General features: G+C 63.3%; 15 protein-coding genes. 7 read left to right on the top strand and 8 right to left on the bottom strand.

Features of this window, described 5'->3' with window-relative positions; genetic code table 11:
- Positions 1 to 65 precede the first annotated feature (65 nt).
- A complete protein-coding gene (rpoD, locus tag AAHE99_RS11545; RefSeq protein ID WP_342117363.1) occupies positions 66 to 2,543 on the top strand; it encodes an RNA polymerase sigma factor RpoD in 2,478 nt (825 codons plus the stop codon).
- A gap of 36 nt (positions 2,544 to 2,579) precedes the next feature.
- Here the strand turns inward: rpoD and AAHE99_RS11540 are convergent, their stop codons facing one another.
- From AAHE99_RS11540 to AAHE99_RS11525, 4 genes are all read right to left on the bottom strand, one after another.
- Entirely contained in the window at positions 2,580 to 4,115 is a 1,536-nt protein-coding gene (locus AAHE99_RS11540; RefSeq protein WP_342117362.1) for a S10 family peptidase, read from the bottom strand.
- An 88-nt stretch (positions 4,116 to 4,203) separates the two neighbouring features.
- Entirely contained in the window at positions 4,204 to 5,310 is a 1,107-nt protein-coding gene (locus AAHE99_RS11535) for an HAF repeat-containing protein (RefSeq protein WP_342117361.1), read from the bottom strand.
- On the bottom strand, positions 5,307 to 6,413 hold the full coding sequence (locus AAHE99_RS11530) for an HAF repeat-containing protein (RefSeq protein ID WP_342117360.1): 1,107 nt from the start codon (positions 6,411 to 6,413) through the stop codon (positions 5,307 to 5,309). The genes AAHE99_RS11535 and AAHE99_RS11530 overlap by 4 nt, the downstream gene beginning before the upstream one ends.
- Positions 6,414 to 6,505: 92 nt before the next feature.
- Positions 6,506 to 6,847 carry a zinc ribbon domain-containing protein YjdM gene (locus AAHE99_RS11525; RefSeq protein ID WP_342117359.1) on the bottom strand — a complete coding sequence of 114 codons (342 nt, stop codon included), beginning with the start codon at positions 6,845 to 6,847 and terminating at the stop codon, positions 6,506 to 6,508.
- A 10-nt stretch (positions 6,848 to 6,857) separates the two neighbouring features.
- Between AAHE99_RS11525 and AAHE99_RS11520 the strand changes: the two genes are divergently transcribed.
- A complete protein-coding gene (locus AAHE99_RS11520; RefSeq protein WP_342117358.1) occupies positions 6,858 to 7,541 on the top strand; it encodes a GNAT family N-acetyltransferase in 684 nt (227 codons plus the stop codon).
- On the opposite strand, the gene AAHE99_RS11515 is transcribed toward AAHE99_RS11520, so the two are convergent.
- On the bottom strand, positions 7,525 to 8,151 hold the full coding sequence (locus tag AAHE99_RS11515; protein ID WP_342117356.1) for a GIN domain-containing protein: 627 nt from the start codon (positions 8,149 to 8,151) through the stop codon (positions 7,525 to 7,527). The two genes, AAHE99_RS11520 and AAHE99_RS11515, sit on opposite strands and share 17 nt — an antisense overlap.
- Positions 8,152 to 8,207: 56 nt before the next feature.
- Positions 8,208 to 11,027 carry a phosphoenolpyruvate carboxylase gene (gene ppc / locus AAHE99_RS11510; RefSeq protein ID WP_342117354.1) on the bottom strand — a complete coding sequence of 940 codons (2,820 nt, stop codon included), beginning with the start codon at positions 11,025 to 11,027 and terminating at the stop codon, positions 8,208 to 8,210.
- A 164-nt stretch (positions 11,028 to 11,191) separates the two neighbouring features.
- Between ppc and hemC the strand changes: the two genes are divergently transcribed.
- The 5 genes from hemC to ppa all read left to right on the top strand — a co-directional run bounded on the left by hemC (position 11,192) and on the right by ppa (position 16,000).
- Positions 11,192 to 12,175 carry a hydroxymethylbilane synthase gene (hemC, locus tag AAHE99_RS11505; RefSeq protein ID WP_342117352.1) on the top strand — a complete coding sequence of 328 codons (984 nt, stop codon included), beginning with the start codon at positions 11,192 to 11,194 and terminating at the stop codon, positions 12,173 to 12,175.
- 77 nt (positions 12,176 to 12,252) lie between these two features.
- On the top strand, positions 12,253 to 13,017 hold the full coding sequence (locus AAHE99_RS11500) for a uroporphyrinogen-III synthase (protein ID WP_342117350.1): 765 nt from the start codon (positions 12,253 to 12,255) through the stop codon (positions 13,015 to 13,017).
- Positions 13,014 to 14,186 (top strand): uroporphyrinogen-III C-methyltransferase, encoded by a 1,173-nt coding sequence (locus AAHE99_RS11495; RefSeq protein WP_446728914.1) that lies wholly within the window; start codon positions 13,014 to 13,016, stop codon positions 14,184 to 14,186. The genes AAHE99_RS11500 and AAHE99_RS11495 overlap by 4 nt, the downstream gene beginning before the upstream one ends.
- Entirely contained in the window at positions 14,186 to 15,382 is a 1,197-nt protein-coding gene (locus AAHE99_RS11490; RefSeq protein WP_342117349.1) for a heme biosynthesis protein HemY, read from the top strand. The genes AAHE99_RS11495 and AAHE99_RS11490 overlap by 1 nt, the downstream gene beginning before the upstream one ends.
- A gap of 87 nt (positions 15,383 to 15,469) precedes the next feature.
- Positions 15,470 to 16,000, top strand: a complete 531-nt coding sequence (ppa, locus tag AAHE99_RS11485) for an inorganic diphosphatase (RefSeq protein WP_342117347.1) — start codon at positions 15,470 to 15,472, stop codon at positions 15,998 to 16,000.
- A gap of 32 nt (positions 16,001 to 16,032) precedes the next feature.
- Here ppa and AAHE99_RS11480 read toward each other — a convergent pair whose 3' ends face one another.
- Together AAHE99_RS11480 and AAHE99_RS11475 are read right to left on the bottom strand one after the other, a co-directional pair.
- Positions 16,033 to 16,488 (bottom strand): hypothetical protein, encoded by a 456-nt coding sequence (locus AAHE99_RS11480; RefSeq protein WP_342117346.1) that lies wholly within the window; start codon positions 16,486 to 16,488, stop codon positions 16,033 to 16,035.
- Between the two features lie 66 nt (positions 16,489 to 16,554).
- Positions 16,555 to 17,676: a GNAT family N-acetyltransferase gene (locus AAHE99_RS11475; protein WP_342117344.1), complete on the bottom strand. Its 1,122-nt coding sequence runs from the start codon at positions 17,674 to 17,676 to the stop codon at positions 16,555 to 16,557.
- Positions 17,677 to 17,715 lie beyond the last annotated feature (39 nt).

Raw genomic sequence — 17,715 nt, 5'->3', positions numbered from 1 at the left:
GATTATCCCTGAACAACCGAGCCTTTGACTAAGCGTGCCCCCGGGCATGCGCAGAGAGATATTGAATGACGAAACCTAAGACCCTGACGTTGTCCGCCAAGAAATCCACTGGTTCTGCCACCACCAGCGCTCCGCTGGCCGTGCCGAAGACCAGCCTTTCGTATGTGATCGACAACGCTCAAGAGGAAGCAGGCAAAGTCACCGTTGTAAAGAAAACCCGTTCCCGTCTGGCCGCCGTGCCGGCTGCGGAAGCGCCGGTGGCAGCTGCGGCCGAACCGGTCGTCAAGACCCGCGCCCGCAAGACTGCGGAAGCCAAGCCGGTGTCGCTGGCCGTCGTTGCTGAAGAAGCACCGGTCGTCGCGCCGAAGCCGCGCGGCCGCAAGCCGAAGGCCGCTGCTGCAGCTGATCCTGCGCCGGTGACCGTGACCACCGGCCCAGCCGCCGTGACCGAAGTGCGCGACGCGGCCGTGCTGGCCGCCATCGACACCTCCGGCTACCTGCTGCCGCAAGTGAAGGTGCCGGGCCGCCGTGGCCGCAAGCCAAGCGAATTCACCCCGGAAAACGATGAAGTGGCGGCACTGAACGCCGTGGAACGCGCCGAACTGAAGGCCGCGTCCAAGGCGCGCGAGCGCAAGGCCAAGGGCCTGGACGCTTTCGGCATGAACGATGGCGCCAACGCGGAGGAGCTGGAAAAGCGCCGCACCCAGTTCAAGAACCTGATCAACCTGGGCAAGGACCGCGGCTACCTGACTTACGCAGAAATCAACGACCACCTGCCGGAAAACATCGTCGATCCGGAAGCGATCGAAGGCATCATCGCGACCTTCAACGACATGGGCATCGCCGTGTACGAGCGCGCGCCGGATGCGGAAGCGCTGCTGCTGTCCGATAACGTGCCGACCGCCGCCAGCGACGATGAAGTGGAAGCCGCTGCCGCCACCGCGCTGTCGACCGTCGATTCCGATTTCGGCCGTACCACCGACCCGGTCCGCATGTATATGCGTGAAATGGGCGCTGTGGCGCTGCTGACCCGCGAAGGCGAGATCGAGATCGCCAAGCGTATCGAAGGCGGCCTGCGCGACATGATCCAGGCGATTTCCGCTTGCCCGACCACCATCTCCGAGATCCTGGCCCTGGCCGAGAAGATCGAAAAGGACGAGATGAAGGTGGACGACGTGGTGGACGGTTTCGTCGACCTGAACGAAGACGCACCGACCCCAGCGCCGGTGAAGGCTCCTGCTGCCGCTTCCGATGATGAGGAAGACGACGAAGAGCTGGAGGAAGAGGAAGAAGACGGCGACGTCAATGGCGGCGCCGCCGGCTACTCGACCGAACAGCTGGCGCAGCTGAAAGAAGACGCGCTGGCCAAGTTCGCCCTGATCTCGACCCAGTTCGACAAGATGCGCAAGGCCGCTTACGGCAATGCTGCTTATGTGAAGGCGCAGGACATCATCTCCAACGAGCTGCTGGGCATCCGATTCACTGCCAAGGTGGTGGAAAAGCTGTGCGACACCCTGCGCGGCCAGATGGAGCAGGTGCGTTCGATCGAGCGTTCCGTGCTGGAGCTGTGCGTGAACCGCTGCGGTATGCCGCGCGCGCACTTCATCAAGGTCTTCCCTGGCAATGAAACCAACCTGGATTGGGTGGACGGCGAAGTGTCGGGCGGCCTGCCTTACAGCGCTGTGCTGGGTCGTAACGTGCCGGCCATCAAGGAACTGCAGAACAAGATGATCGACCTGCAGGAGCGCGTGGCGCTGCCGCTGGCCGACCTGCGCAAGATCAACAAGCAGATGGCTGCCGGCGAAAAGCGTGCGCGTACCGCGAAGCGCGAAATGACCGTGGCCAACCTGCGTCTGGTGATCTCGATCGCGAAGAAGTACATCAACCGCGGCCTGCAGTTCCTGGACCTGATCCAGGAAGGCAATATCGGTCTGCTGAAGGCGGTCGACAAGTTCGAATACCGCCGCGGCTACAAGTTCTCGACCTACGCGACCTGGTGGATTCGCCAGGCGATCACCCGCTCCATCGCGGACATGGCCCGTACCATCCGTGTGCCGGTGCACATGATCGAGACCATCAACAAGATGAACCGCATCTCGCGCCAGATCATGCAGGAAACCGGTTCCGAGCCGGATATGGCTACCCTGGCGGTGAAGATGGAAATGCCGGAATCCAAAGTGCGCGAGATCATGAAGATCGCCAAGGAGCCGATTTCCATGGAAACCCCGATGGGCGAGGACGGCGATTCCCAGCTGGGCGACTTCATCGAAGACAACACCACGCTGGCGCCGCTGGACGCCGCGCTGCACGCTTCGATGCGCAACGTGATCAAGGAAGTGCTGGACTCCCTGACTCCGCGCGAAGCCAAGGTGCTGCGTATGCGTTACGGCGTTGAGATGTCGAACGACCACACCCTGGAAGAAGTGGGCAAGCAGTTCGACGTGACTCGCGAACGTATCCGCCAGATCGAAGCCAAGGCAATGAGCAAACTGCGCCAGCCTTCGCGTTCGGACAAGCTGAAGACGTTCCTGACGGAGAAATAAAATAAAAAGGGAGGCAGATGCCTCCCTTTTTTTTCGTCAGTACTTGGCGGGGACGCCGGCGGCCGGCAGCGCCTTCTGGATGAAGTCGCGCAGGTCGTCGTTGGATTTCACCAGGTCTTCCGCGCGCAGGTACATCATGTGCCCGCTGCGGTAGCCTTCAAAGCGCATGCGGTCCTTCATGCGGCCGCTCGGGTCGAGCTGCCACATGGTGTACTTGGCGTCGAAGTAGGTGGTGGCGCCGTCGAAGTAGCCCGCTTGCACCAGCAGCTTGAGGTAAGGGTTGGCGGCCATGGCCTGGCGCAGGTTCTCGCCGGTGTTGTCGTCCTTGTTGTCCCACGGGTGGACGTTGCCGAACATGTTGTAGGTCAGGTCGGTCTTGTAGCCCAGCACATCGCGCAGGTAGTAGTTGATGGCCGGGGTGAAGGAGTGCAGCCAGGAGGTCAGCTCGGCGTTGTAATCGACCTTGTCGCCGGCATCCTTCTTATCGATGCCCAGATAGCGCGAATCGAGGCGGCCGATGGTGTAGCCCTTGTCGCGCATCAGCTCTTTCCAGTAGGTGCCGACCGGGACGCTCAGGTTGTGCTGCATGACGATTTTTTCCGACAGGCCGGCGTAGCGCGCAACCTTGGCGGCCACCGCGCTGCGCTGCTGCGGTGGCAGGAAGCCGCCTTGCGCCAGCGCCGGCATCAATTCGTTGACCGCGAAGGCTTCGGCCTCGGGCAGCACGTCTTTCAAATCCTTCTGCTGCAGGTCGGCCGGCAGGGCTTTCTGGTACCAGGCCGCTGCGGTGTAGTAGGGCAGGGACAGCGCCTGGCCGACCGGGCCTTCGCGCTTCAGGCCAAGGCCGGTCGGGGACACCAGCACCACGCCGTTCAAATACATCCAATGGGCATTCTGCAGCTCCAGCGCCAGGCCGGAGACGCGCGCGGTGCCATAGCTTTCGCCGATCAGGAACTTGGGCGAGGTCCAGCGGCCTTCACGCGAGACGAAGGCTTGCAGCCAGTCGGCCAGGTATTTGATGTCGGCATTCACGCCGAAGAAAAGGGCGCGGTCGGCTTTCGGGTCCAGCACGCGCGAGAAGCCGGTGTTGACCGGATCGATGTAGAGAATGTCCGCCACGTCCAGGATGGAGTGCGGATTATCCTTCACGCCGTAGGGCTGCACCGGATAGCCTTCGGAATCGACGTTCAGCACTTTTGGACCGGTGTAGGCGATGTGCATCCACACCGAGGCCGAGCCTGGACCACCGTTAAACGACAGCACCAGCGGGCGGCGCGATTTGTCGCCGGCATCGGTGCGCTGGTAGTAGGTGTAAAACAGGGACGCAACGACTTTTCCATCCTTGTCCCAGACCGGTTGGGTGCCGGCGGTGACCTTGTAGGGCACTTGCTTGCCCTTGATGGTGACGGTGCTGGTCTTGGTGACGGCAGATTCGGCCTTCAGGACGCGGTCGTAGGCTTTGGTGTCGGCAGGGCGGTCGCCTGCAGGCTTGGCCGCGTCGGCGGCCGGCTTGTCCTGGGCCACGGCGCTGCTGGCCGCCAGCAGCAGGGCTGGGAGCAGGTATTTCTTCATTCCGAGTCTCTAATTGTAGGTTTAAGAGGCATCAGTATTCCACGGCCAAAGGCGCTAGCGGCGGCCGGGAAACATAACGTTACACGCCTCAGGCAAACGAAAGAAACTTCACGCCGAACCTTATGCCGTCGCGGAAGTGCTGGCGCAGCTTATACAGGACAAAGGTCGCCAGCACGGCGTAGAACGCATAGGTCAGCTGGTCGGCCAGTGACAGCGGGTCGAGCGAGCGGGCCTTGTCGCGCGCTACGCGGGCGGCCTGCATCTGGTGGCGGATCATGTTGGCGCCGATCACCTGGCCGTCGTCGGTGATGCGGCGCGCCAGGTCCAGCTTGCCGTAGGTATCGCGCACCTGCATCTTGCCATTGCTGTAGATGAAGGTCAGCGGATTGTCCTTGTCCGGATAGCGCACATTACCGACGATGTCGCCCCGGTTGTTGATGGCGGTCGCCATGCTGGAGCCGTTGCCGGTCATGGCGCCCAGGTCCACCGTGCGCACGCCGTCGTAGCTGAAGGCGTGCCAGGTGTGGTTCTTCATCTGCATGGTGCCGACCACCACGCCATGGTCGTTGATGCCGGTGGCGATGCTGTGGCGCTCGCCCACGTCAGGGATCTCGATCTTGCCGATGCCGGGCTTGTACACGAAGGCCAGGCGGAAGCCGTTGGCGCGGTCGGCGGCGCCCACTACCGCGCCGTGCTTGTTGATGCCGAGGGCGTAGCTGTTCTTGCCGCCGAAGGTGCCCAGGTCCAGCATACCGTCGCCATTGTCGAAGAAGGCGTGGTAATTGCCGCCGTAAGTGTCGGCATGGCCGACCACGTGGCCGTGTTCATTGATGGCGGTGCCGGTGCTGCTTTGGCCGCCCAGCGTGTCGAGCTGGCGCAGGCCGCTGTTCTTGTGGAAGCGGTAGGCGCGCCACTGGTTGCTGGCGGTCTGCGCAGAGCCGGTGACCCAGCCTGCGTCGTTGATGGCGGCGGCGATGCTTTCACGGCCGCCGAAAGTGCCAATGTCGTAGCGCAGGCCTCCGGAACGAAGAAAAGCAGTGCGGTAGCCGATATCGGTGACCGATTCGAATACCGATTCGCCTTTGCCGTTCATGTCTTTGGCGACCACCGACTCTGAGATCGAACCGCCAAACGGACCAGCCGCTACGGGGCCTGCTGCCAGCAGGGCAGCGCACAGGAGCAGCGCGCGCATCATGCCACCGACAGGAACATAAGTTTGAAATCGATGCCCTTGCGGATGCGGGCATGCGCTTTGAAGCCGGCATACACGATCAGGCTACCCAATGCCAGCAATGTAATCCAGGCGTCCCATCCAAGGCGGTGCCTCAGGCGGTCGGCATTGACCGTGCCGGACTTCAGCACGTGGCCGGTGTAGGTGGCGCCGATCACATTGCCGTCATCGGTGATATCGCGCGTGACATACAGGCTGTCCGGGCCAAAGCGCAGCTGCATGCGCCCGTTGCGGTAGATAAAGGTGTGGGGTGCGTCGTGACCCTTGATCTTGACCGTGCCAACCACGTCGCCATTGGCGTTGATGCCGTTTGCGAAGCTGGAGCCGCGCGATAGCATCGCGCCCAGGTCGATCATGCGCTTGCCGTCGTACATGAAGGCGTGCCAGCCCTGGTCGGCAGTCTCCGAGGCGCCGACCACGATGCCGGCCTCGTTGATGGCGGTGGCGACGCTGATGCGGCCGCCCAGCGTCGGCAGCTCGATCATGCCGCTGCCCGGCTTATACAGGAAGGCACGGCGGTAGCCATTCGGCAGCTGCGCGGCGCCGACCACGTAGCCATTGGAGTTGACGGCGGTGGCGTAGCTGTTCTTGCCGCCGAAGGTGCCCAGGTCCAGCATGGCGATGCCGTTGTCGACGAAGGCGTGGTAGTTGCCGTCTTCGGTATCGGCATAGCCGACGATGTGGCCTGCCTCGCTGATCGCGGTACCGACACTGCTGCTGCCGCCCAGTGTGCCGAGGTCGCGCATGCCGCGTGCTTCGTCGTAGCGGAAGGCGTGCCAGGCATTGCCGGCGGTGAGGGCGCCGCCGGTGACGGTGCCCTGGTTGTTGATGGCGTTGGCGGTGCTGTCGCTGCCGCCCAGCGTGCCGATCTCGATGCGGCGGCCTTGCGACATCAGGACGGCGCGGCGTCGGCCGTCCTCCTCCTTGATCTCGCCAACCCATTCGCCTGCCGCATTCACCCCGGTCATCGTGCTGGATTCGGTCTTGCTTTCTCCCATTGGGCCGGCGGCATGGCTTGTCCCCGTCAGGGTGAGCAAGAGGGTAAAGGCCAGTGGGGCAAGCTTCATCGGTGGCGTCTCCGGAATTAAATGAGAATTATTCCGAGACTATAACTTGAAGCTTACTAAAAAATATACATAAATTGTCACCGAGCGCCCGGTCAGACTTTGCGCACGAATTCCGATTTAAGGCTCATGGCGCCGAAACCTTCGATCTTGCAGTCGATATCGTGGTCGCTGTCGACCAGGCGGATGTTCTTTACCTTGGTGCCTTGCTTGATCACGCCGCCGGAGCCTTTTGGTTTCAGGTCCTTGATCACCGTGACGGTATCGCCGTCTTGCAGGATTGCGCCGACGGCGTCGCGGTAGACGCGCGCCACCTCGCCGGCTGCTTCGGCGGCCTGCTTCGGCCATTCGAAGGCGCATTCAGGGCAAACGTAGTTTTCACCGTCTTCGTAGGTATACTCGGACTGGCATTTTGGGCAGGTAGGTAAATTAGACATTGGATGAGACATGCAGGAATTGGAAAACCCGATCTGGGCTGCGCTGAATTCGGCGCAGCAGCATTTTAGCATTCCGACCGGCGTGGCCCGGCGTTATCCGGCCGATGTGGCGCCGTTCTGCGCGGTGGCGGAGCAGGGCGTGCCGCTGCGCGCGGAGGATCTGGCCGGCATCGCCGACGCTAGCTACTACTTCCTCGGCGCCATGCCGGCACTGCCGGAGGGCTGGACGCTGCAGCCGCTGTCCGGCGTGCTGCAGATGGTCTACCAGGGCGGCCCTGTCGCTGCGCCTGACGCCGAGGCGCTTGCCGCGATCCGCGTGCTGGCCGCCGACGATCCGGCCATGGTGGAGCTGACCGACCTCGCTTTCCCCGGATACTTCCGCAAGCGCACCGGCGCAATGGGCAAGTACGCCGGCATCCACGATGAAGGCGGCCGTCTGGTCGCGTTGAGCGGGGAGCGCATGGACCTGGGCCACATGCGCGAAGTGAGCGCCGTCTGCACGCACCCCGAATTCACAGGGCGCGGCTATGCGCGGCGGCTGGTGGAATACATTATGTACGGGATGCAGCAGCAGGGGGTAAATCCCATGCTGCACGTTGGCGCGGCCAACGCCCGTGCGCAGGCGCTGTACCGCTCGATGGGATACGTGGCAACCCGCGAGCTGCCACACGCAAGGCTTATTTGCCAGCGCTGACGCTGCCCAGGCCCGAAACCGATTTGTTGACGTGTTTCGGGTTGCCGTAGTACTTGAAGTTGCCCATGCCCTGGACCACCAGGTTCAGGGTATCGGTGGCATGCACATGGACGTCGCCCATGCCGTTGAAGTTCACGTCGGCGCGTTCGGTCACCAAGTCCTTGGTGTTGACCTCGCCCACGCCCTGGCCCTTCAGGCGCAGCAGCTTTACTTTACCGCTGGCGAACAAGGCCCCAGCGCCTTCAAAGCTCATGTCGATGCGTTCACCGGCGATGTTGTTGACGCGCGCCACGCCCGCGCCCAACACCCGGAAGCTGGTCAGTGCCGGCACGGTGATGGTGATCTTCTGGCTGTCCTTGATGGTGACGCCTTTTTCCTTCTCCGATTCGTACACCAGGCGCAGTACGCCGCCGTCCACCACGGTGTTGACGCAGCGGATGAACTCCGCGTCGCCGCTGATGGTGACACCTTGCGGCTTGCCGACTTCGACGAAAATGTTGACCGGGCCTTTTACGTTGATGCCGTAGAAGGTATCGAGCTTGCGCACCTGGTCCTCAGCGAAGGCGATGGCGGGGAGCATCAGGGCAGCAAGCAGCATCGAGCGAAACATACAAACTCCTGTTAGTGGCACACGACCCGGCGTGCGGCCGGGCCGTGCTACGGGCATCAGCCGGTATTGCGCAAGCCGGCGGCGACACCATTGATGGACAGGTGGATGCCGCGGTTGACGCGCGGGTCCGCCTTGTCCTGTTCATTACCCAGCGCGCGGCGGCGCTTGATCAGCTCTACCTGCAAGTGGTTGAGCGGGTCGAGGTAAGGGAAGCGGTTGGTGATCGATCGCGCCAGCAACGGGTTGCCAGCCAGGCGGTCTTGCGTGCCGGTGATCGACTCCAGGCATTCCAGGGTGTGATGGTACTCCTCGGTGATGCGCTTGAAAATACGTTCGCGCAGTTCCTTATCGGTTACCAGCTCCGCGTAACGGGAAGCAATCGCCAGGTCGGTCTTGGCCAGCACCATGTCCATATTCGACAGCAAGGTGGCGAAGAACGGCCAGTGCTGGAACATGTCGCGCAGTTGCGCTACACGCTCGTCGCGTGGACCGCCGGCGATCCAGGAACCGATGGCGGAGCCGAAACCGTACCAGCCCGGCAGCAGCAGGCGGCACTGGCCCCAGCTGAAGCCCCACGGAATGGCGCGCAAATCTTCGATGCGGCGCGTCGATTTGCGCGAAGCAGGGCGCGAACCGAGGTTCAGTTCAGCGATTTCCGCAATCGGGGTGGCCGAGAAGAAGTAGTCGGTGAAACCAGGAGTCTCGTACACCAGGTTGCGGTAAGCCTTGTAGGCCAGCTCGGAAATCTCGGCCATCACGGCTTCGAAACCGGCCAGGCGCGGGCCGTGGCAGGCATCGGCCGGCGGCGGCATCAGGCTCGCTTCCAGCGTGGCGGAAACCAGCAGTTCCAGGTTACGGCGGCCGATTTCGGCATTGGAGAACTTGGAGGCGATGATTTCGCCTTGCTCGGTCAGGCGCAACTGGCCGTTGACGGTGCCTTTCGGCTGCGCCAGGATCGCTTCGTGGCTTGGGCCGCCGCCGCGGCCGACGGTGCCGCCGCGGCCATGGAACAGGCGCAGCGTGACGCCGGCCTTGGCGAAGATCTCGACCAGGCCCAGTTCAGCCTTGTACAGTTCCCAGTTCGAGGTCAGGAAGCCGCCGTCCTTGTTGGAGTCGGAGTAGCCCAGCATGACTTCCTGGATCTGGCCTTGTTTGGCGATCAGAGACTTCACCAGCGGCACGGCCATCAATTCTTCCATGATGCCGGCTGCGCGCTGCAGGTCAGGGATGGTTTCGAACAGCGGGATCACCATCAGGTCCGAGGTGCGCTCGCCGTCCGCATTCACGCGCAGCAGGCCGGTTTCCTGCTGCAGCACGAACACTTCCAGCAGGTCGGACACGGTCTCGGTGTGCGAGATGATGTAGTTGCGGATGGCGCGCTTGCCATAGCGCTGGCGGATATCGCGCGCCGTGCGCAGGATGGTCAGTTCGGACGTGGTTTCGTCCGAATACTCGATATACGGCGAGTAAAGCAGTCGTGGTTGCGCTAACTCGGCCAGCAAAAGCTTGACCTTTGCCGCTTCGTCGAGCGCCGCGTAGTCGGCCTGCGCGCCAGCTTTGGCGAACAGTTCGGCCAGCACACGCTCGTGGATGTCGGACGACTGGCGCATGTCCAGCGACGCGAGGTGGAAGCCGAAGATGTCGGCGGCACGCTTCAGGGTGGTCAGGCGTGGGCGCGCCAGCACGGAGCCGTAATTGGCGTCCAGCGAGTCGATCAGCACCTGCAGGTCAGCCGAGAAGTCGGCCGGGCACTCGTAAGGCTCGGCGTGCCCCACTTCCTTGCGCAGGATGTTGGTGGCGCCCAGTGCGCGCGCGGTGCTGGCCAGGCGGGCGTAGATGCCGATCAGGGCGCGGCGGTATGGCTCGTCCGAACGGTGGTCCGACGTATCGGTGGAAGCGTCGGACAGGGCTTGCAGCTCCGGCGAGCAGCCAATCATCAGGGTCGACACCGACAGCTCGGCGCCCAGGGCGTGGGCTTCGTCGAGGTAGAAGTCGAGGATGGTGGTGGCCTGGCGTTCCAGCGCGTGCTGCATGGTGCTTGCGTTGACGTTCGGGTTGCCGTCGCGGTCACCGCCGATCCAGCTGCCCATCTGCACGTAGGACGCGTCGATGGCGGCCGGCGCGGCCTGGCCATAGTGCTCGGCGATCTCGGATTCGATATCGTCGTACAGGGCCGGCAGCTCGCGCAGGAAGGTGATGCGGTAATAGGACAGGGCGTTGTCGATTTCGTCCGCCACGGTCAGCTTGGAGTAGCGCAGCATGCGGGTCTGCCACAGCGTCGCGATGCGGGCGCGCAGCATGTGCAGGTTGGTGGCGCGCTCCTTCGGCGTCAGCGGCAGGTCGCGCTGGGCCAACAGGCGGGCGATATCGTGTTCCGCGTCCAGGATGGACTTGCGCTGCACCTCGGTCGGGTGCGCGGTCAGGACGGGGCTAATCAGGGCTTCTTTAAAGAAGCTGGTCACGGTGTCGAGTTCGACGCCGGATTCTTTCAGCTTGTCGAGCGCAAAGCTGATGCTGCCCTTTTGCGGAGCCGAGCCGGCGATCAGGTGCGCGCGGCGGCGGCGGATGTGGTGCTGGTCTTCCGCAATATTGGCCAGGTGTGAGAAATAGGAGAAAGCACGCACCACCGTAATGGTTTGCTCGCGTGTCAGGATTTTCAGCATGCCGTCCAGTTCCTTGGCCGCGCCGGCGTCGGCTTCGCGGCGGAAGCGGACTGCGGTCTGGCGGATGGTCTCTACGACGGCGAATACTTCTTCGCCTTCCTGCTCCCGCAGGACTTCGCCCAAGAGGCGGCCCAGCAGGCGGATATCTTCTTTCAACGGCGCGTCTTTATCGGCGCTCTGGTGTTCGTCTGTTGCACTTACTTGATTTGCCATAGTTAATCAGTCAAAAGATAAGAATGGTCGTGCAAAAGGCTTGTGGCCACGGTCTGCATAGGGCGCGCATGCTAAAATTTGTGGTCCTAATCATGCGCAATAAACTGGTGAACGCCGGTTTGGCGCTAGCAACAGCGAAAGAACTGGTTTTGAATACTCCTGAAATGGCCCAACAGCTCCCTTCCAAATTGGTGATCGCATCGCGCGAAAGCCGCCTCGCCATGTGGCAGGCGGAGCATGTCCGTGCGCGCTTGTCTTTATTATATCCGCAGTGCAGCATTGAGATCCTGGGCATGACAACCCGGGGTGACCAGATCCTGGATCGCGCGCTGTCCAAGGTCGGCGGCAAGGGCCTTTTTGTGAAGGAACTGGAAGTGGCGATGGAGGAGGGCCGGGCTGATTTGGCTGTCCATTCGCTGAAAGACGTGCCGATGGAGCTGCCGCAAGGTTTCGCCCTGGCGGCGGTGCTGGAGCGCGAAGACCCGCGTGATGCCTTCGTTTCCAACGATTTCGGTTCGCTGGCGGAGCTGCCGGCTGGCGCGATTGTCGGCACCAGCAGCCTGCGTCGCCAGGCGCTGATCGCGGCGCGTTACCCGCATCTGGTGATCAAGCCGCTGCGCGGCAATCTGGATACCCGTTTGGGCAAGCTGGATCGCGGTGAGTATGCGGCCATTATCCTGGCTGCCGCCGGCCTGAAGCGCCTTGGTCTGCCGCAGCGCATCAAATCGCTGCTGTCGCCGGAGGATTCGCTGCCGGCTGCAGGGCAGGGTGCGATGGCGATCGAGATCGCCGAGCGTAACGATGGCCTGGATTTGAAGGCGATCCTGGCGCCGCTGAATGACTTGCCGACCGCGCAGGCAGTTGCCGCCGAGCGCAAGGTGTCCAAGGTGTTTGGCGGGTCGTGCCAGGTGCCGCTGGCGGCCTTCGCGACCGTCGATGGCGGGCAGATGCATCTGCGCGCCATGGTTGCCACCCCTGACGGCACCCGTGTTGCGCGCGCTGAGATTAATGGCGCCGCTGCCGATGCGGAGTCGCTGGGTGCGGCAGTCGCCGAGCAGCTGCGCGCGCAGGATGCGGAGGCCATTCTCGCTGTCTGCCTGACCGAGCAGGCTGACGGTATGAATCCGAACGCTGCGCCGTCGGCGTAAGTGCCGCGTTTGTGCCGGCTAACCCATTAAAACCGGTAAACCAGGGTCAGACCCAAGGGTCTGACCCTGATGTGCTGATGTCGCGGCCAGTCGTTCTTACCCGTCCGATCGCGCAGGCCGAGCCGCTGGCTGGGCGTATCCGCGCGCTTGGGCGTGCGGTGGAGGTGCTGCCGCTGCTGGAAATTACGCCGTTGCCGGACCAGGCGCCCCTGCGCGCCGCCTTGGCCGGGCTGGCGGACTACCAGTTGGTCGCCTTCGTGTCGCCAAACGCTGTGGATGCGGCCTTCGCGCATATTCCTGGCTGGCCGGAAGGCTTGCGCGCCGCCGTGGTGGGCGAGGGCAGCCGCCAGGCGTTGATCGCACGCGGCGTCCCCGCGAGCCAGATCGACTGCCCCGCTGATCCCGCGCACAGCGACACCGAACACCTGCTGCAAGCGCTCGACCTGAGCGCCCTGCGCGGCGCCAGAGTCCTGATCGTGCGTGGCGAATCCGGCCGCGAGCTGATGGCCGACTCCTTCCGCGCCGCCGGCGCCGCAGTGACCGTGCTGCCCGCCTACCGCCGCGCCGTGCCGCAGCTGACGCCCGAACTGGCCGCCCGCCTGCGAGCCCTGATCGACGCCGACGCCGAATGGATCATCACCAGCTCCGAAGCCCTGCGCGGCCTTATCGGCTTGCTACAACAATTAAATAATGTGAAAATCGTTGCATCATTGCAACATCAGCACCTGATCGTCCCCCATTCGCGCATTGCCGACACCGCACGCGAATTGGGATGCCAGAATGTGACCCTGACAGGTTCAGGCGACGAACGGGTGCTCGCCGCGTTACAATCACGTCCATGAACGATTTGCCTAATCAAACTGACAATAAAGACGTCCCGCCAACTCCGCAGAACGCGCCGGCCGTCGAACCTTCCCCAGCCGCTCCTGCCGCGCCAGCGACCCCGCCGGCCGCGGAGCGTGACGCGCTGCGCCAGCCGCTGACGATTGCGGTGGTGGTGCTTGGCATCCTGCTGGCCGCGCAAGCCTTCTATTCCAAGAACCAGGTGTTCCGCCTGCGTGAGGAGATGGCGCGCCGCCTGCAGCAGGGCGATTCGCTGAACGGCCAGACCAGCCAGCTGGCCAAGGGCGTGCAGGAAACCACCAAGGAGCTCCAGCTCAAATTGGGCGTGCTGGAAAACCGCCAGCAGGAAGCCCAGGCGCAGCAGATGGCGCTGGAGCAGCTGTACCAGGACATGTCGAAGAACCGCGACGAGTGGGCGCTGGCCGAAATCGAGCAAGTGCTGTCCACCGCCAGCCAGCAGCTGCAACTGGCCGGCAACGTGCCGGGCGCGCTGATCGCGCTGCAGAACGCCGACCGCAGCCTGTCGCGTTCCGACAAGCCGCAATTCATCACGATCCGCCGCGCCATCGCGAAGGATATCGAACGCCTGAAGGCGCTGCCGAACGTCGATTCGGTCGGCCTGGCGGTGCGCCTGGATAACGTGATCGCCCAGGTCGACGGCCTGCCGATGATGTCCGACGCCAAGCCAACTCCCGCCGCGCCGCCGGTGCGCAAGGCCCATGTGCCAGCGCACGGCAAAGTCAAAGCCAAGGATGCCGCCTCCGCGCCGGCCGCCGAGGAAGAGGGCTGGGGCAGCCGCGCCAAGGCGGTCTGGCAAGAGTGGAGCAGCGATATGTGGACCGAGTTCACGACCCTGATCCGCGTGCGCCGCGTCGACAACCCGGACGCCATCATGATGGCGCCGGAAGAAGCCTACTTCCTGCGCGAGAACCTGAAACTGCGCCTGCTGAACGCCCGCATGGCCCTGTTGTCGCGCAACGAAGCCGCCTTCCGCGCCGACCTGCTGGCCGCCCAGGAATCGCTGGCCCGCTATTTCGACACCAAGGCGGCGCAGACCAAGACCGCGCAGCAGCTGCTACGCCAGCTGCAGGGCAGCAACCTGTCGATCGAAATGCCGACCCTGGCCGACAGCCTGAACGCCGTGCGTAACTACAAGGCGAAGCCATAATGCGATTCTTCATTTGGCTCGTTTTGATGATGGCAGCCGCCATCGGTATCGCCGTGACTGCCCGCTTCAACCCGGGCAATGTGGTGCTGTTCTACCCGCCGTACCGCGTCGACCTGTCGCTCAATTTCTTCATGGTGCTGCTGGTGGCGGCCTTCATGGTGGTGTATTTCCTGGTGCGCGCGTTCAACGCTACCGTGGATATGCCGCGCAAAGTCGCCGCCTACCGCCAGCATAAGCGCGAGCGCGATGGCAATAAAGGCCTGCGCGATGCGCTGAAAGCCCTGTTCGAAGGCCGCTTCGGCCACGCCGAAAAGGCAGCCCTGCGCGCCGCCGAACTGCCGGAGAACGCCGGTGTCGCCGCCCTGATCGGCGCCCGCGCTGCCCACCGCATGCGCCAGCAGGCCCGCCGCGACCAGTGGCTGGCCCGCATCGCCAGCGACAACAGCATGAAAACCGCGCGCCTGATGACCGTCACCGAACTGCTGGTCGACGACCACCAGCCGGAAGCGGCGCTGGAAGCGGTGCGGGAGCTGAATGCCAGCGGCACCCGCCATATCCACGCCCTGCAATGGTCGCTGAAGGCCGAGCAGCAGGCCAAGAACTGGCCGGAAGTACTGCGCCTGGTGCGCCTGCTGGACAAGCATAAGGCGCTGCATCCGGCACTGTCCGCCCGCCTGCGCGAACTGGCCTATGACGACCTGCTGAACGATAACGCGCACGATGCCGAGTCGCTGCAGCGCGTCTGGGCCACCATCCCGACGGCTGACCGCCTGAAGCCATTTGTCGCCTGCCGTGCCGCCACCGCCCTCAACGCACGCGGCCTGCACGACGACGCCCGCGTGGTGTGCGAAGAAGCGCTGGCCGCCAATTGGGACGACCGTGTGGTGCGCGCCTACCGCGAAGCCGCCGCGCCGAGTGGTTCCGCTGCACTGCTGGTGCAAATCGAACACTGTGAAGGCTGGGTACGCGAGCGCCCGAACGACGCCGAACTGACGCTGACCCTGGGTTCCCTGTGCCTGAAGCAGAAATTGTGGGGCAAGGCCCAGCGCTACCTGGAGCAAGCCCTGTCCGACGCCTCCGAACCGCGCATGGTGCGCGAATCCCACCTCAAGCTGGCGCAGATGCATGAAGCGCTGTCCCAGCCGGAAGAAGCGGCGAACCACTATCGCCAGTGCGCATTGGCGACTATCCTGTAAAACGGGTGCTGCGCCGCACAAGCGGCGCGCACTTCGTTATAATTGCAAGGTTAGACTGTTCCAAATTGCAATAATCCGAGGAAAAACATGAGCCTGAACAAAGTACCGGCTGGTAAAGACCTGCCGAACGATTTCAACGTCATTATCGAGATCCCGATGAACGCGGATCCGATCAAGTACGAAGTGGACAAAGAATCCGGCGCCATCTTCGTCGACCGCTTCATGGGTACTGCCATGCACTACCCATGCAACTACGGCTACATCCCGAACACCCTGTCCAACGACGGCGATCCGGTTGACGTGCTGGTGATCACCCCATTCCCGCTGATCCCGGGCGTGGTGGTGCGTTGCCGCGCTATCGGCGTGCTGAAGATGACCGACGAATCCGGCGAAGACGCGAAAGTGCTGGCGGTACCGGTCGACAAGATCCTGCCGATCTACAAGCACTGGCAGAAGCCGGAAGACCTGCAGGACCTGCGCCTGCAGCAGATCCAGCACTTCTTCGAGCACTACAAAGACCTGGAGCCAGGCAAGTGGGTGAAAGTGGACGGCTGGTACGGCCCGGAAGAAGCCAAGAAGGAAATCCTGCACGGCGTAGAGCAAGCCAAGAAGCAGTAATCGCGATACAAAAAAGGCGCCCAGGCGCCTTTTTATTTTCCCGCTGCCGCCAGCACGCTTTCCAGCCAGGCTTCTGCGGCGGCATAGCTGGTGAAGTCCCGCACCGGGATGCCGTAGGACGCATAGATCGCCGCATAGCGCGGAAACATCAGGCCAAAGCCATCGCATCCTTCTTCGTCCACTGCGGCGACGGCAGCGCTGAGTATCCCGTCTGCGCGCAGGTTCTCGATCATGCGCCTGAGCGCCGCTTCGAGATCCATGCTGAACAGGGCGCTTTCGTGGACGCGTATCAGTTGCACGTAAGGGCCATTGGGCGGGCAGGCTGCGAGCAGGTCGCGAATGGTCAGCTCGGAGGCCTCAATATGTTCGGCATTGAATGGGCCGGTGGATTCGGCACGCATGCTCCGTCCGTCGAAAGTGACATCAGCGTTGCCGTGCTGCCTGAAGCGGCTGCGTTCGAGTTCCGTCGTGTTGCGGTGGGCGCACATGATGCAGCTCCTTGTGGCGGCCATGGGGCCTCGCCTAAGTGTACACTAGCGCCGCCGCAGCAAACATTAACTGCGGAATGGCGTGCGCTCGTTTAGTTCGTCGAGGTAGGCGTCGATACCGCCCGCTTCGCGCTCCAGGAAGCGCTCGACCGCATCGCTGAAGGCAGGGTGGGCCAGCCAGTGTGCTGACCAGGTCTTCTGCGGCAGGAAACCGCGCGCCATCTTGTGCTCGCCCTGGGCGCCGCCTTCAAACGTGCCGATGCCGTTGGCGATGCAGAATTCAAGCGGCTGGTAATAGGCGGTCTCGAAGTGCAGGCAGGGGATGTGTTCCATTGCGCCCCAATAGCGGCCATAGAGCGTGTCGCTGGTATAGACCACCAGCGAGGAAGCGACCGGCTGGCCATTGCGTTCGGCCAGGACCAGCAGCAGGTGCTGCGGCATGCTGCGGGCCAGGCGCAGCCAGAAATCCAGGTTCAGGTAGGGCGAGGAGCGGTGCTCGGCGTAGGTGTTGCTGTAGCAGCGGTGGAAGAAGCGCCAGTCCGCCTCGGTCGCCTCGCTGCCACGCAGCTGGCGCATGGTGATGCCGGCCTCCTGCACCTTGCGGCGTTCGGCGCGGATGTTTTTGCGTTTTTTGTGTTCCAGCGTTTGCAGGAACTGATCGAAGTTCTGATAGCCCTGATTCAGCCAATGGAATTGCACGCCACTGCGCAGCATGAAGCCGGCAGCCGCCAGTTGCTCGGCTTCCTCCTGCGGCGGATACAGGATGTGGGTGGAGGACATGGCGGCCGCCAGCTGCTGCTCGCACAGGAAGGCCAGCAAGGCCGCACGCGCTTGCGGATCGCGCGCCATCAGGCGGGTGCCGGTGACCGGCGTGAAAGGGATGGCCGATAGCAGCTTGGGGTAGTACTCGATGCCGTTGCGGTGGTAGGCATCGGCCCAGGCCCAGTCGAACACATACTCGCCGTACGAATGCGATTTGACGTAGAGCGGCATGGCGGCCACCAGCTCCCCGCCGGCATGGACGGCCAAAAACTGCGGCTGCCAGCCGGTTTCCGCCGCCGCGCTGCCGGATTCGTGCAGGGCGTGCAGGAAAGCATGCGACAGGAAGGGGTTGCCCTCCGCCAGCCGATCCCACTCGGCCGGCGCGACATCTGAAAGCGACGATATGACGCTGGTACGGTATTCCATCCGGCCATTCTAGCGACATTGGGGTCAGGAACGAAAGTG

Source organism: Pseudoduganella sp. OTU4001 (assembly GCF_038440195.1).
Lineage (GTDB): Bacteria > Pseudomonadota > Gammaproteobacteria > Burkholderiales > Burkholderiaceae_D > Rugamonas.
Note: the sequence above shows the minus strand (reverse complement) of the source record. Positions and strands in the feature narration are given on the sequence as shown.

Coding starts and splice junctions, on each gene's coding strand:
- AAHE99_RS11535 (WP_342117361.1), bottom strand. CDS start 5,310: ATGATGCGCGCGCTGCTCCTGTGCGCTGCCCTGCTGGCAGCAGGCCCC.
- ppa (WP_342117347.1), top strand. CDS start 15,470: ATGAGCCTGAACAAAGTACCGGCTGGTAAAGACCTGCCGAACGATTTC.
- AAHE99_RS11540 (WP_342117362.1), bottom strand. CDS start 4,115: ATGAAGAAATACCTGCTCCCAGCCCTGCTGCTGGCGGCCAGCAGCGCC.
- rpoD (WP_342117363.1), top strand. CDS start 66: ATGACGAAACCTAAGACCCTGACGTTGTCCGCCAAGAAATCCACTGGT.
- AAHE99_RS11490 (WP_342117349.1), top strand. CDS start 14,186: ATGCGATTCTTCATTTGGCTCGTTTTGATGATGGCAGCCGCCATCGGT.
- AAHE99_RS11475 (WP_342117344.1), bottom strand. CDS start 17,676: ATGGAATACCGTACCAGCGTCATATCGTCGCTTTCAGATGTCGCGCCG.
- AAHE99_RS11495 (WP_446728914.1), top strand. CDS start 13,014: ATGAACGATTTGCCTAATCAAACTGACAATAAAGACGTCCCGCCAACT.
- ppc (WP_342117354.1), bottom strand. CDS start 11,027: ATGGCAAATCAAGTAAGTGCAACAGACGAACACCAGAGCGCCGATAAA.
- AAHE99_RS11480 (WP_342117346.1), bottom strand. CDS start 16,488: ATGTGCGCCCACCGCAACACGACGGAACTCGAACGCAGCCGCTTCAGG.
- AAHE99_RS11530 (WP_342117360.1), bottom strand. CDS start 6,413: ATGAAGCTTGCCCCACTGGCCTTTACCCTCTTGCTCACCCTGACGGGG.
- AAHE99_RS11515 (WP_342117356.1), bottom strand. CDS start 8,151: ATGTTTCGCTCGATGCTGCTTGCTGCCCTGATGCTCCCCGCCATCGCC.
- AAHE99_RS11500 (WP_342117350.1), top strand. CDS start 12,253: ATGTCGCGGCCAGTCGTTCTTACCCGTCCGATCGCGCAGGCCGAGCCG.
- hemC (WP_342117352.1), top strand. CDS start 11,192: ATGGCCCAACAGCTCCCTTCCAAATTGGTGATCGCATCGCGCGAAAGC.
- AAHE99_RS11525 (WP_342117359.1), bottom strand. CDS start 6,847: ATGTCTAATTTACCTACCTGCCCAAAATGCCAGTCCGAGTATACCTAC.
- AAHE99_RS11520 (WP_342117358.1), top strand. CDS start 6,858: ATGCAGGAATTGGAAAACCCGATCTGGGCTGCGCTGAATTCGGCGCAG.